The organism is Nocardia sp. NPDC056100 (assembly GCF_042266325.1).
In the GTDB taxonomy this organism is placed as follows: Bacteria; Actinomycetota; Actinomycetes; order Mycobacteriales; family Mycobacteriaceae; genus Nocardia.
On sequence record NZ_JBHJVY010000004.1, the window covers coordinates 525,155 to 538,403 of the forward strand.

The 13,249-nt window shown below is 65.2% G+C and carries 14 protein-coding genes; all 14 read left to right on the forward strand.

Going from position 1 to position 13,249, the window contains the following annotated elements; genetic code table 11:
- Positions 1-10: 10 nt before the first annotated feature.
- The 14 genes from ACFC0O_RS32755 (at position 11) to ACFC0O_RS32820 (ending at position 13,225) form a co-directional block, all read left to right on the forward strand.
- Positions 11-739 carry a hypothetical protein gene (locus ACFC0O_RS32755; RefSeq protein ID WP_375964772.1) on the forward strand — a complete coding sequence of 243 codons (729 nt, stop codon included), beginning with the start codon at positions 11-13 and terminating at the stop codon, positions 737-739.
- 117 nt (positions 740-856) lie between these two features.
- Positions 857-1,819: a hypothetical protein gene (locus tag ACFC0O_RS32760; protein ID WP_375964774.1), complete on the forward strand. Its 963-nt coding sequence runs from the start codon at positions 857-859 to the stop codon at positions 1,817-1,819.
- A 94-nt stretch (positions 1,820-1,913) separates the two neighbouring features.
- On the forward strand, positions 1,914-2,081 hold the full coding sequence (locus tag ACFC0O_RS32765) for a hypothetical protein (RefSeq protein ID WP_364642238.1): 168 nt from the start codon (positions 1,914-1,916) through the stop codon (positions 2,079-2,081).
- A 36-nt stretch (positions 2,082-2,117) separates the two neighbouring features.
- On the forward strand, positions 2,118-2,453 hold the full coding sequence (locus tag ACFC0O_RS32770; protein ID WP_364642236.1) for a hypothetical protein: 336 nt from the start codon (positions 2,118-2,120) through the stop codon (positions 2,451-2,453).
- 113 nt (positions 2,454-2,566) lie between these two features.
- Complete coding sequence (locus tag ACFC0O_RS32775) at positions 2,567-2,983, forward strand: hypothetical protein (protein ID WP_375964777.1); 417 nt, start codon at positions 2,567-2,569, stop codon at positions 2,981-2,983.
- 249 nt (positions 2,984-3,232) lie between these two features.
- Complete coding sequence (locus ACFC0O_RS32780) at positions 3,233-4,591, forward strand: hypothetical protein (RefSeq protein WP_375964779.1); 1,359 nt, start codon at positions 3,233-3,235, stop codon at positions 4,589-4,591.
- A gap of 186 nt (positions 4,592-4,777) precedes the next feature.
- The gene (locus ACFC0O_RS32785; protein ID WP_364642229.1) at positions 4,778-5,659 is read left to right on the forward strand and encodes a phage tail protein; all 882 of its coding nucleotides are present in this window, start codon (positions 4,778-4,780) and stop codon (positions 5,657-5,659) included.
- Positions 5,656-7,365 (forward strand): phage tail protein, encoded by a 1,710-nt coding sequence (locus ACFC0O_RS32790; protein WP_375964782.1) that lies wholly within the window; start codon positions 5,656-5,658, stop codon positions 7,363-7,365. The genes ACFC0O_RS32785 and ACFC0O_RS32790 overlap by 4 nt, the downstream gene beginning before the upstream one ends.
- Positions 7,366-7,528: 163 nt before the next feature.
- Complete coding sequence (locus ACFC0O_RS32795) at positions 7,529-8,056, forward strand: hypothetical protein (protein ID WP_375964785.1); 528 nt, start codon at positions 7,529-7,531, stop codon at positions 8,054-8,056.
- Positions 8,057-8,262: 206 nt separating this feature from the next.
- Positions 8,263-8,646, forward strand: coding sequence for a DUF2744 domain-containing protein (locus ACFC0O_RS32800; protein WP_375964787.1), 384 nt, complete (start codon positions 8,263-8,265; stop codon positions 8,644-8,646).
- A 33-nt stretch (positions 8,647-8,679) separates the two neighbouring features.
- A complete protein-coding gene (locus ACFC0O_RS32805; RefSeq protein ID WP_375964789.1) occupies positions 8,680-9,123 on the forward strand; it encodes a DUF2744 domain-containing protein in 444 nt (147 codons plus the stop codon).
- Complete coding sequence (locus tag ACFC0O_RS32810; protein ID WP_375964792.1) at positions 9,110-10,468, forward strand: hypothetical protein; 1,359 nt, start codon at positions 9,110-9,112, stop codon at positions 10,466-10,468. Before ACFC0O_RS32805 ends, ACFC0O_RS32810 begins: the two co-directional genes overlap by 14 nt.
- A 15-nt stretch (positions 10,469-10,483) precedes the next feature.
- A complete protein-coding gene (locus ACFC0O_RS32815) occupies positions 10,484-11,854 on the forward strand; it encodes a hypothetical protein (protein ID WP_375964795.1) in 1,371 nt (456 codons plus the stop codon).
- Between the two features lie 15 nt (positions 11,855-11,869).
- Positions 11,870-13,225: a hypothetical protein gene (locus ACFC0O_RS32820; RefSeq protein ID WP_375964797.1), complete on the forward strand. Its 1,356-nt coding sequence runs from the start codon at positions 11,870-11,872 to the stop codon at positions 13,223-13,225.
- The last annotated feature ends 24 nt before the right edge of the window (positions 13,226-13,249 follow it).

Here is a 13,249-nt window from a genome sequence, read left to right on the forward strand (position 1 = left end):
AGGTCTCCTCGTGACAGACGAATACTCCGATCCCGATGCGGATCAACCCGCTGAGCGCCCTGGTGAATCGCTGTACAACGGCCTGTTCGCGCTCGACGGCGGGAACGGTTCGACATTCGTGAACGGCATGTCCCGTGCGCTCGGCCAGAGTGCGGGCCAGATCGCCAGCCAGGGGATCGAAAAGTTCATCGCGAGCATCAGTCCCGAGGCGGCGCTGGCCGTCGAGGCCACCAAGAAAGCCTCCGAGTCGTTCCAGAATGTGAGTTCGACCGTCGGCAAGATCATGCGGATCAAGGGTCGCATCCCGAATCTGGATCCACACGTCTACGGCAATGACGGCCCGCTCTCGACCACCCGCACCGGCACCCTGTTCAACTTCCTGAACCCGCTGAAGTCCTATATCGGCGGCAAGGTCTTCTCCGCCGTCGCACAGCAGGTACAGAGCACCCTGTCCGGCAACGGCAAAGCCGCCGGTGACGGCAAGGACGATGTCGGCGACGAGCAGCCGACCAGCGAGACCAAACCGCCGGATATCAGCCAGCTGGCCTGGAACGCCCTGCAGAACGCCGGGCGCGATATCACCACGTTCACCACGCCCAAGCTCACCATCCCGACCACCGCGCTCGGTGACAACGTGCAGGTGAATCGCGCCTTCAGCATCGTCATGGATATGGCTCCGCAGGAGACGCTGCTGCGGGACTACCGCAACGACGTGATCACGGCCTTCCCCTACCGGTGAATTCCCTTACCGCACAGCGCTTCCGGTGATCCGCCGGGGGCCGTTTCACGGTGCCCACTTCCGGGCGCCTGCTTCGCAATTCCGCCCGGCGCGCCGGGCCTTCGAAATGGAGACACATTGCCTACCACCACCCTGACGGCGTTGAAGGCTGCCCAGCGGTCGCTGCTGCTCAAGCCGCTCGATGCCGCCGTGTTCCTCGCGCCCTACGGCACCCAGGCCCCGCTCGGCGGTTTCACCGACGCCGCCGGCAATCTGCAGGCGCTGCCCGCCGCCTTCCAGTCGATCGGCCTGATCGACAAGAAGACCGGTGTCGCGTTCCAGCGCGGTATCACCGCCGCCCCGATCGAGTCCTACGGTGAACTGCAGGCGGTGCGCAACGACATCACCAGCGATATCACCACTTTGGAGTTCGAGCCGCAGCAGAACGCCACCGCGCTGAACCTGCAGCTGACCACGAGCGCCACCCTGTCGGCCATGACGCCGAGCACCACCAACGGCGAGGTCTGGTTCGCCCAGCCGTCGGCCGAGAACATCACCTACTACTCGGCGATCGTGATCGGCAAGGACGGCAACGACTCGCTGCCGACCTACGTGATCAAGATTCTCCCGAAGGTCGCGGTCTCGAAATTCGGTGGCGAGCAGTGGGTTCCGACCGGCGTCATGTCGAACAAGCTGACCATGGTCGCGTTCAAGGATGACGCCGCCGGCTTCGCGGTCGCGCACGCCTACGCCGGCGCCGGCTGGCAGAAGCTGGTTGCCTCGACCGGCATGCCGTACGTGGTGAGCCAGCTGAACATCGCGCCCGCCGGACCGCAGTCGCTGGTCAAGGGCAGCAACGGTTCGCTGCAGCTGATCGTGACCGACCAGTTCGGTGGTGTCATCCCGTCCAGCATGCTGAGCTACACCGCGCAGTCGGGTCTGATCGGTGCGGTCACCATCAGCTCGACCGGTGTGGTGACGCCGACCAATACGTTGGGTTCCGGCACCATCCAGGTCGCGTTCGTGCCGCCGGTGACCACGCCCGCGTGGCCCACCGCGACGGCGGCTCCCAAGCTGACCGGCACCATCTCCGTCGCGTAGCGACGGCCCGAACGTGGATGCGTGCCGTGCTTCTCCGGTCGCGGCACGCATCCACACTTTTCTGTCCTTCATCCGGAGAAGAAAGCGGGTCACCATGTCCGCCATTCCTGCCCATTTCCCCGTCACCATGACCGATGGCGAGCGCGAGTACCTCGTGCCCAACGCCACCGCCTATATGCACGCGGTCTTCTCGCTCGGCCACCGTCCGGTCGAGGCTGCCGAAGCGGCCGCCGCTCCGGCGAAGTCGCGCAAGCGCGCCTGACACCCCTCGTTCCCACACAACCGGAGAGTAAAGAAAGTGACTACCGAAAAGCCTTCCCCCGCAGTCGATAACGAAGGTGTCGGCCGGTTCTATGAGCTCCAGCAGGAGCTCTCCCCGCGTCGCCGCGCCCCGTATCGGCTCACCGCGGATATCGCCATCCCGCCCGTCACCCGCGGCCAACTGAAGGCCCTGCGCGGCACCCGCGATGACGACGAGCAGATGGCGATCGTCCTCGGTGAGCACGCGGACGCCGTGGAGGAACTGTTCGCCGACAGCCCGACCGACGACTGGTACGCCTTCCAGCGCGACCTCTACGCCCACCTGTTCGGCCAGGGCTCCACGGAGCTGCCGGGGGGATCCGAGGGCTCGTAGAGTTCTGGGAACGTTTCGGTGCCGCGCTCGACTACGACCTGCTCGAGCGCGGCATCGACGTCCGGGATTGCTTCGGGCCCAACGATATCCGCACCCGCGACTGGCGCACCATCATGTCCTTCAAGGACCGGCTGCCCACCGGCAGCCACTACCGCAGCGCCGTCCTGATGGATTACGAACTCGCCGAAGAGCGCCTCAATGAAGAGGAACAACTCGGCGACGACCACGACGAGGACACCCCCTCCGGGCCGCGCCCCGAGGGCTACACCCTCGACACCTACATGCTGATGGCCATCATCGACGCCCTCAACGGCGTCCAAGCCACCATCATCGCCGCCGCGGGCTCCGACCCGCCCACCGTCCGCCCCCTCCCACGCCCGATCTCCGCGGTCGAAATCGCCAGGGAGGAACGCCGGGCCAACTCCATGCAGGCCCTCATCGACCTCTTCACCGCCCCACCGGTCCCGGACACCCCGGGCGAACTGGTCGAGGAAGTCGAGGCCGATGCCGACGAGGACTGGTCCTGGTAACCCATCGATCGAAAGCATCACCATGCCCGACTTCCTTCCCGCCCCGATGCACGTCCCGATCAGGCCCTTGCCCGGCGCCGGCGGACTCTTCGGCACGAATCGTCAAGTACAGCAAGACAAACGAGTCGACGTCATCCTCAGCCAGAAGTCCCGCTCCCGCGGCGTGCCTCGAGACGAGCATCGCACCGCACTGATGCACGCACGACTGGCCAAACGCTGATATCGGACTCCTGAGAACGGAGGTACCCAATGGGTATGTGGGACAAGCTCAAACATGCGAAAGACAGCGTGGTGAATGCTGTCGAGCATCCGAGCACGGTCTACCGGCCGGTCATCAACGCCGCGGTGCATCCGAGCACCGTCGTGCCGATCGTGAAAGAGGGCGCGAGCAAGGTCGCCGACGCGGTGCTGCCGAGTGCTGTTGCGCCGGTGGTCAAGAACGGTGCGAATCGTGTCGTCAACGCCGTCGAGACCCACGGCGGTCAGGTTCTGAACGCGGTGGAGCATCCGAGCACCGTTGTGCCCGTGATCAAGAACGGTGCCAACCGCGTGGGCAACGCGATCGAGCATGCGGCGGAGGTGGTGAATCCGCTGTCCAGCCCGTTGCTGGCCGATGCTCCGAATTCCCTGGGCGACCGGGTACTGCCCTGGATGGGCAAACAATGGAACAACACCGATCACCTGTGGTCCCCCGGCACGGTGCTGCGAAAAGGTATCGGCGGCACCAACTTCATCGGCGGAATAGCGATCGACGCGATCAAGGATCTGCAGGACAAGCACAATCACGAAGGCCGAATCGATGACTGGGGAGACTACTTCACCAAACTCGGCGGGCAGGCGACCGGGCGCATCGCGGGAACCCTGGGTGGTGCCATGCTCGGGCGCGCTGTCGGCACGTGGGGTGGTGAGCTCGTCGGCGGTGCCGCGGGGGAAGTGGTCGAACCGGCGGGAGGCGGTATTCCGGGCGCGTTGATCGGCGGTGTCATCGGTATGGGAGTCGGTGGCATCGCCGGCGGCTTCTTCGGTGGCAAGTACGGCTCGGAGTACGGCGGTGACTGGGCGCTCGACGCCAAGGATGGCATCGAGAAGTGGGCTGATCACCAGCAGCCCCGCACACCTCCCGATGATCCACGGCCGGTATCGCCCAATGCTCCCCGGACGGCGGTTCCGCCGACGCGCCAGCCGAGTGTGCCCACGATTCCGTCGAATCCGGTGCCGCTGCCCGAGCCCCAGGCTCCGCCGCTGCCGCGCGCCGCCGGTGGCTCGATCAGTGCCGGTGATGTCAAGGGTCCGGGTTCGTCTATCGGCGACAAGATCCCCGCGTACCTCTCCGATGGTGAGTTCGTCGTCAAGGCGGCCTCGGCTTCGGTGAATCGTCCACTGCTGAAGGCGATCAACGACGATCCGCTGTACATGAAGAAGTACATGCAGCAGATGGAGACGATGGTCGCCTCGGCGCTGACGAAGGTGCGAGCCACCCCGAACGGTCCACATGGTCGTGGTCAGCAGGTGGATCGCTCTATGACGGTTCGGGTTTCGACCTATGACGTGCACGAGGCGTTCGCCAAGGCCAAGCTCTGGGAGCAGCGGCACACCCTGCTGGACTGACCGGCGAGCTGTTGGGCATTTCGCGGAGCTGCTCCGATCAGCTGGATAAGATTGCAGCGCCAGCGAGTCATGTTGCCGCCGTGCCGATTTCGGTCTTCCGAGGCGCATTCCGACTCCGCGTGATTTCGCGTATCGGTCGGCTGGTTCCACTGCAGTCGAATTTCCTACAGAAACAGAGGTGAACCTGTGGCGCCCAATGCTGCCATGATTACGTTGACGGGAGTCGATGGTTCGACGTGGACTCTCGCCGGATCGGGACGGGGCCGGGAGGGGGTCGAGCTCGGTACCGCGCCGAGCGGGTTGTACGACGCGCCGGTGACGACCATCTGGAACCAGTCGGCCTTTCAGACCGGATCCTCGTTCGGTGGTTACCGAACCAATAAGCGCGACTTGGTATTCGGGGTGAATATCTTCGAGTCGGCGGGACGCAGCTGGGAGGCTGTGGACAGCGCCTGGCGCAAGGCTTGGGCTTACGACCGGGACTGCACGCTGACCGTGACCACCGATTTCGGTTCGCGTTCGCTGGCGCTGCGGATGTCGGAGCAGCCGGATTTCAAGCCGGTGAAGGATCCGCATCTCAAGCAGCTGGCGAAGGTCGTGATGACCTGCACCGCGGGCAATCCGTGGTGGGTGGAGAGCGATGCGACGGCGACCTGGGTGTCGCCCGCCGACACCACCGGGACCAATCCGGCGCGATCGGGCACCGTCACGGTGTCCAACCCGACAGATCAGCCGATGTGGCTGCGCTGGGTGGTTTCCGCGCCGGGTCTGTGGACGCTGCCCGACTTCTCCTGGGCCGCCGATAATTTCGCCGCGCGCACCATCACGCTGCCGCAGACGGCCGCCGGTCAGGACCTCACCATCGACACCGATCCGATGGAGGAGATGATCGTCGCGCGTGACAACACTCCAGTGTGGGCGCAGATGAACGGCGTCAGCTTCATGTATCCGGTGCCGCCGTACACCCCGGCGACCGCGCTGCCCGTCACCGTCGACGGCGCGCCCGCGGGTGCCTCGGTCCTGGTTGTGCAGGCGCGCAACTGGTCTCGGCCGTGGGGGCTGCAGTGACCTACGTGACCGATCTGCCCGCGATCTATTCCACCGCGCAGGCCGCCAAGGTGCAGCGCAAGATTCAGCGCTACGCCCGCCCGCTGGTCCGGCTGTGGGACGGCAACTGGGTGCTGCGCGGTGTGAGCGGTGCGGAGGTCAGCGCCGACTTCCGCTGGACGCTCAACGACACCGGCGTCGGTGTGCTGGTGCTGCCCTACGACTACTACCTGGCCCGCTGGGCCATGGATATCTACAACGACGACCCGCGCTCCGGCCGCACCACCCAGAACATTCACATCACCGTCGACAAGGACGGCGCACGCTGGGATGGGCGGCTGGAGAAGGCGGTCCTCAAGACCGACGAACAGGGCACCACCACGGTCGAATTGAGCTTCCTGCACTCCTACGAGGAGCTCAAGCACATCATCTGCTGGTCCAACCCGTTCTTGCCCGAGGCAGTGCAGTTCCCGCGCGAATTCATGCTCGCCGGACCCGGCATCTGGGTGCTCAAGACCGCCCTGATGATGAATCTGCTTCGCCTGCACGGTAGTTCGTGGGCGGTCCCGTCGGATCCGATGGATTCGGCGCAGTGGGGCAACCTTAATATGTCCCAGTGGCTGATCGCGGTGAAGCCCACCCCGTACAACACCGACAACTCGGTGTGGACGATCTTCGGCTCCCGCTTCAAGAACTGGCACGAATGTGCTTCGGGCACACTGCAAACCGGCGAGCTCATGGTGCAGACCCGGCGCTGGCTCAAGGGTGATCCGCTGCCCTGGCCGGGTGCCAACCTGCGCCACGGCTGCCTGGTCGTCGACATCATCGACAAATCCGGCTTCACCACCAATACATCCCGCGGCGGTGATGTCTGGGGCGGCCTGGCGCACCTGTGGGATTCCTTCGAGAAGAACGCCGACGGCGTCTTCTACGATCAGATCGATCACCCCCTGCCGGACCCGAATATCCCTGCGGCATACAAGACTCCGGGCTATCTGGGCACCTTGCCCTCGAATCCGTGGGTCGTCTATCGGCAGAACGATCACTGCGGCATCCAGACGTCGTCGTTCATCGTGCAGCCGTCCAGCGCGGTTCAGGTCGTCACGGGTGGTCACTCGGCCCCCGGCGTCAACGAGGCCATTTCCTCGGCGATCCAGTTCGTCGGCTTCCTCATGGGCGGCATCCTCGGTGAGGTCCCGTTCGCGGGTCCGATCCTGTCGGCCTTGACCGAAGGCGCCACCGAGGTCGTCAACGTCATCGCCATGGCCCTGTTCACCGACACCCTGCTGGCCTGGCAACGCCACTACGCCGCCGATCGAGTAGCGGCCTCTGGCTGGTCCCACTACTTCGAACACTTCGAAACCAGTGCCGACCGCGCCTACACCCTCGGCGCCCTGCTCTCCCTCGGTGAGGGCATGTGGAAAACCCGCACCCACCACACCCACAAACTCACCGTCGCCAACGGCGAGCCCTACTTGATCGGCGACGCCGGCCAGGGCCACTTCTTCCTGGGCGACCGAGTCGGCTCCACCATCAAGGGCATGCCCGTGGGCAAGATCTACATCGACCAGGTAACCGAACTGGAACTCGCCTGGTCCCGAAATGCCAGCCCCCAGTGGCAAATCACCCTCGGCACCGACAAAGACCACGACATGCCCTTCGCCCAATCCATGCGAATCGTCGCCGACATCGTCGACGAAATCATGTCCCTCGCGGTGCAGATGTAACTCCCACACCCCTCGACGCCGAAGGCGCTCCCAGCGAAAGCGGGGGCGCCTTCGCGCATTCCCCGCGCCTTCAGCGCATCGCGGTCGAAATACTATGGGGAGTACGCGATATCGGCCGCGAACCTGCACGCCCACCGGCGCTCGAACATTGAAGGCGGATGAGATGACCACCGAGTTCGGTCCGGGTCTGCCCGCCATGGGCATCGCAGTCGAGGGCTTCCGGCTGTCGCTCGAGCTGAACAACACGCGGCCGGAGGATGCCCGGGCGCGTGAGGCCGCGTTCGCGCGCGGCATGGCCGGTGTGGTGCGGACCGAGGGCGGGATCGCCGAGAGCTCCGAGTTCCCCGAGCTCGTCGAGTTTCGGGAGCGGGTCGTTGCGTTGGTCGCGGCCAATACCCGGGGGCTGTTCCCGTATGTGTTCGACTCGCTGCACGCGGCGATCAATTCCATCGACGATGGCTGGTACGACGCGTGTTTTCGGCGGTCGGCGTTGCAGCTGTTCCGGGACCGCTATCCGGGCGCGGGGGAGTTGTTCGACGCTGATCGCGACATCCGTGAGTCGCTCGTGGAGATGGACGAGTGGCTGCGTGATCGGGCACCGGACGTCGATTTGTTGACCGACGGCGATATTCCGGGCGGAATGCCGGATAGCCATTGGTGGTGGAGATTGCCCGTCGATTCCGGGCGGTAGTCCGAAGCTATCGGAACTCCATTGGGCCACAAGACTATTCGATAGTCCTGTTGGGCACGATCGGCCGGGTGTCATGCCTGCCGGGATAAACTTCCGTTGTAGTCGGGTCCTGAATCGACCCACGTCGGATGTCGGCGCGAATCGCGCGAATCCCGTTGCACTGAGCCTAATTCCGTGGCCGCCCACTTCACCTTTGGAGATCCTTCATGTCTATTCCGCTGCAAGAGCATTGTGATCAGGACACCCCGGAGGAGGCGTTCGTCTGGGCGCTGATCGGGCTGCCCGGGCCGCGCAATTCGCCGCTCATGGTGCATCCGAGCACGCTGGGGGAGTGGTCGAAACATTTGTGGGACTTGGGGATTCGGCACTCTGTCGATGATCAGACCAAGGAATTCCATCCGCCGGCGCGCGGGCATCACCATTGGCTCAATGGGCTCGGGCAGTGGTTGCCGCAGGGGACGGAGCCGGTGCGCGTGCCCGATCTGCCGGATGTCACGGCGATGACGGCGGAGGAGCGGGCGCATGTGGTGCGGCAGTTGCGTGATCACGGTGATCTGGCACATCTGGTGGACCGGCCCGCGGCCGACTGATCGATCCCTTCTTTCCTGAAAACGGAGTGTTCCATGGCTATTCCCCTGCACGAGAACCTTGATCCGACCAAGCCCGAAGAGGCATTTCTCTGGGCGCTCGTCGGTCTGCCCGGACAGCAGCGGGCGCCGCTGATGGTGCACCCCGATGTGCTGCGCAAATGGTCGAAGCACCTGTGGGAGTTGGGTTTCCGGCACTATCCGGACCTGCAGGTCAACGAATACCATCCGCCCGCCCGCGGCCACGGCCAGTGGCTCAATGGTTCCGGCGACTGGCTGCCGAAGGGCACGCCGCGGGCCGCGCATTCGACCGCGCCGAATATGACCGAGCTGACGCATCACGAACGCGCCCGGATCATCGAGCAGTTGCGCGCCAACGGCGATCTCGATCATCTGGCCGAACTGCTCGAACTGCCCGCCGCCACGGCTTCGGAAGGGCACGCGGACAACACAATCGAGGCCGAAGATGACCTCACCTGATAAGCACGTACCCTCCGGCGCGTACGGCGGTTCCGCCGCGTCGGGGAACAATATCGCCAACCTTCAGGCCGTGACCTGGGCCGGTGCGCGCGATGCGGTCGTCGCCAATGTGATGGGCTCGTTCTCCGATGTCAGCATGGCGAACGCGGGCCTGATGGGCAACGCGCACAACGCTTTGTCCGCGGCGGACTCCGCCGCACAGGCCGCCGGCAACGCACAGCAGACGGCCGTGAGCGTGCAGACCACGACGGCCTCCAACGCCTCCGTCGTCGCGAGTATGACCGCCTCCCAGGAAGGTCTGAACTACGGCGGCACCGTCTTCACCGACATCTTCGATCGGCAGTCGCTGCAACCTGGCTACAACACCTTCACGACCGGACAGGTCGCGAATCTGGTGATCATCAACAAGCAGTGTGCACTGTCGAGCACGGGAAACCTGGGCTCCGGCAATGTGATCGCGCTCTCGGTGACCACCACTCAGACCGATGATCAAGCGGTGTCGGTGGTGATGGGCAGCGGCGGCGGTCAGGGCAGTCCCGAGACCTTCCTCATCGCTCGCGCGGCGGCGGATCTACGCACCTTCGCCTGTGCGAAGGTCGCCGCGGGGCGGGTCACGCTGGGTTATGGCATCCGCAAGGACATGGTCACCACCATTACCGAGACCAGATCGGCTGTGGCGCGGGTGAATACGGGCGATACGGTGCTGTTGGAGGCGATCGGATCCGTCTACACCCTGTTCGTGAACGGCCTGGAGATCGTGCAGTGGACCGATGCCGAGCAGATGACGCCGATGAGCGCCGCGAACCGGTCCTTCGGATTCGGAATCTCCTATAGCGCGGGCTGGTTCGGCAGGAACTCCTCGTTCAACGCCGCCGGTGTGACTGCTGTCGATATGAAGGCGCCGCCGACCGTCGGTACCGGCTGGTCATTGCAGATGGCCGCGCAGGCCAGCGTCGCGGCTCCGGCGGTGAATGTCCCGACCGTATTTCCCGGGGGCACCTTCAGCGGGCCGATGACTTCCAACAATGTCACCGTGCTCGATCAGGGCGCTGGCCGGGTGCAGATTCAGCGGGCCGGTTGGTACGGCGTCACGGTGAAGTTCCAGCTGGATCGGTCCGTCAGTTCTTTCCGGACCTATGTCTGCACCGCGCCCGGCCTCGGCACGGCACTCACCGCGGCGCGCAAGGGCCCACTCACATCCCAGGCCGCGGCCACGAATACGAGCGCGACCTTCGTGCTCTATCTCGCGGCGGGCGCGGTCGTCGCACCCGGCTACTTCGTGCCGACGAATGCCAATATCACCGGTCCCGCAACGTATTTCGACGGCACCCTGCTCAGCTACTGAACCTAAGGACATTCGATGACTTCCCCCGACCGGAAGGTCCCGTCCGGCGCGTATGTCGGGTCGTCGGCGCCGAACAATGTCGCGAATCTGCAATCGGTGACCTGGGCCGGAGTTCAGCAGGCGACCGTCGCCAATCTGTTCGCCTCGTACCAGGGCGTGAACACCGCGAGCCAGAACATGAACGGCGACAACGACACGTCGGCGGCCGCGGCCACTGCCGCCGCGATGGGCTCGAGCACCGCGCAGTCGACCGGATCGGCCGCGCAGAACACCGCCGCGGCCAATACCGCCTCGATCGCCTCGCTGCTACCGCCGCCCGCTCCGTCGACCACGCCAGGCAGCATGTTCAACGACAGCTTCGCCAGGACCACGCTCGGCCCGAACTACACCGCGGTGAAGTCCGGGCCGGTCGCGGACCTGATCATCTCCGGCAATCAGGTACGTCTGGATCCCAACGGAAACACCGGTACCGGATCCACAATCGCTTTGAACACCAGCGCTTTACAGACCGATGATCAGTCGGTATCGCTGGTGATGGGCGCGGCGAACAATGCCGCCAACGTCGCCACCGGCATCATCCTGCGCGCCGATCCGCAACTCACCACCTTCGCCTACGCGTGGATCTACTCGACCGTCATCTACATCGGTTCCGGTACCCGCAGCGGCGGCACGAACACCTATAGCGACTGGACTTCCCTCGCGACGACCGTGAATACGGGCGACACCGTCACCTTCACCGCGGTCGGCAGCAACTACCAGGTGCTGGTGAACAACTCTCCCGTACTCGGCTTTTCGGATGCCGCAGGCTCCGTACCGACCGGATCCTCCCGTCGTGCGGTGGGTTTCGGTTGCTCGTACAGCTCGGGCAAGTTCTCGTTCTCGGTGGCCGGGCTGACGGCCGCCGACCAGCAGGCGGCCGCCCCCACCGGCATCGGCTGGAGTCTGGTCCGGGGCAGCACCACCGGTGTCGCCCGCGGCGCCGGTTCGATGACGCGCCTGACGGGTGTGTTCGACACCGTGCGGCAGGCCGCCAACGTATCGATCGTGAATCTGGGTGCCGGACAGGTGCAGGTGAACCGTGCGGGCTGGTATCTGATCAGCATCGCGTACAACTTCGCGAGCCTGGACTACGCCATGCGCACCGAACTCTGGGGCGCGCCGAGCCTCGGCGGCAGCTGGGGGCTGCTCCGGGCCGGGGCCGTCGGTGACGGCGGCAGCAGTGATCAGGACGGCAATCCGGTCGGCAACGCCTATGCCACCAGTGGCTCATTCGTCGTCTACCTGTCGAAGGGCGCGGTCGTCGCGCCGGGTCTGTCCACCCAAACTTCCAATTCGCTGGTCGGCCCGTACACCTGTTTCGACGGCGCGCTGCTGAACTGGCTGTAGCACAGAGGATTTCGCATGACATCGCCCGACAAATCCGTCCCCGCAGGCGCTTACACCGGCACCGCGGGCGGCAATATCTCCGCACTGCAATCGGTGACCTTCGAATCGGCGCACGCGTCGGTGGTCGCGGGCATCACGAGTGCGTTCACCGGCGCGGCCAGTGGCGGCGGCAGTATGAACGCGGCGACCCTGCGCGCCTTGAACGCGGCCACCGGCGCGCAATCCAGTGCGGGCAACGCGAGTTCGACCGCCGACGCCGCCCAGGGGTCCACGGCCGCCAATTCGACCGTGATCAGTGGGTTGCTGGCCGGGCAGCGCGCCCAGGACGGCGGCGGCAGCGTTTTCAGCGACATTTTCGACCGCGCCGACCTGGGCCCCGACTACGCCACGTTCAAAGTGGGCCCGGTCGCGGACCTGGTGATCACCTACGGTGAAGTCGGCCTGGCGCAGAACGGGGATGAGGGCACCGGCTTCGTCGTCGCCGTAAACGCCGCTCGCACAACGAAAACCGATGATCAAGCGGTCTCCGCGGTGATGGGCACCGACCGCAGCTCCGATCTCGTCGGCGCGATTCTCATTGCCCGGGCGACCGCGGATCTGTCCTCGTTCGTCTGGGCGGTGGCCAGTCGCACCCAGGTCTCGGTCGGCTACGGAACCCGGGTGAACGGCAGCTTCAACTTCACCACCTGGGCGACCGCCTCCGCGCCCGTGCACACCGGTGACACGCTGACCCTCGACTGTGTCGGCAGCACCTACGCGGTGCTCGTGAACGGCGCGCCCGTAGCCTCGGCGACCGACCCCGGCAAGGCGAGCCCGGTCGGCCCCGCGAACCGCCACTTCGGTTTCGGCAGCCAGTACTACTGGACCGGCCTGCGCTGGTCCTTCTCCTTCAATATCGCCGGTTTGAGTATCGCCGACCTGGCCGCCCCCAATGTCTCGGGCACCGGCTGGAGTCTGATGTGCCTATCCACCTCCATCGGCGCGCCGAGCGGTGAAGTCCGCTTTCCCGCAAACACTTTCGACACCCTCCGGGTTCCGGCGAGCAACGTGACGATAGTCGACCAGGGCCGCGGCCAAGTCCAAGTGACCAAGGCCGGCTGGTACGCCATCTCCATCGCTTACAACCTCACCGCCGCCGTCATCAACGGCCCCGGCTGCGATCTCTGGTGGGCCCCAACGATTGCCGGCCCCTGGGCCGTCCTGCGCTACGGCCACAACGCCACCAACAACGTCTACAACACCGCCGGAGCCGAAACCTTCACCGTCTACCTCCCCGCCGGAGCCCTGGTCTGCCCCGGCTATTCCCTGAACGCGAACGCCACCATCACCGGCCCCAACACCTACTTCGACGGCGCATTCATCAGCTACTGACCCCCAATATCCCGAAAGCCGAAG

What these genes read in the sequence shown, in the direction of transcription:
- ACFC0O_RS32765 (WP_364642238.1), top strand. Translation starts at nt 1,914, where the DNA reads ATGTCCGCCATTCCTGCCCATTTCCCCGTCACCATGACCGATGGCGAG.
- ACFC0O_RS32775 (WP_375964777.1), top strand. Translation starts at nt 2,567, where the DNA reads ATGTCCTTCAAGGACCGGCTGCCCACCGGCAGCCACTACCGCAGCGCC.
- ACFC0O_RS32780 (WP_375964779.1), top strand. Translation starts at nt 3,233, where the DNA reads ATGGGTATGTGGGACAAGCTCAAACATGCGAAAGACAGCGTGGTGAAT.
- ACFC0O_RS32795 (WP_375964785.1), top strand. Translation starts at nt 7,529, where the DNA reads ATGACCACCGAGTTCGGTCCGGGTCTGCCCGCCATGGGCATCGCAGTC.
- ACFC0O_RS32800 (WP_375964787.1), top strand. Translation starts at nt 8,263, where the DNA reads ATGTCTATTCCGCTGCAAGAGCATTGTGATCAGGACACCCCGGAGGAG.
- ACFC0O_RS32805 (WP_375964789.1), top strand. Translation starts at nt 8,680, where the DNA reads ATGGCTATTCCCCTGCACGAGAACCTTGATCCGACCAAGCCCGAAGAG.
- ACFC0O_RS32810 (WP_375964792.1), top strand. Translation starts at nt 9,110, where the DNA reads ATGACCTCACCTGATAAGCACGTACCCTCCGGCGCGTACGGCGGTTCC.
- ACFC0O_RS32815 (WP_375964795.1), top strand. Translation starts at nt 10,484, where the DNA reads ATGACTTCCCCCGACCGGAAGGTCCCGTCCGGCGCGTATGTCGGGTCG.
- ACFC0O_RS32820 (WP_375964797.1), top strand. Translation starts at nt 11,870, where the DNA reads ATGACATCGCCCGACAAATCCGTCCCCGCAGGCGCTTACACCGGCACC.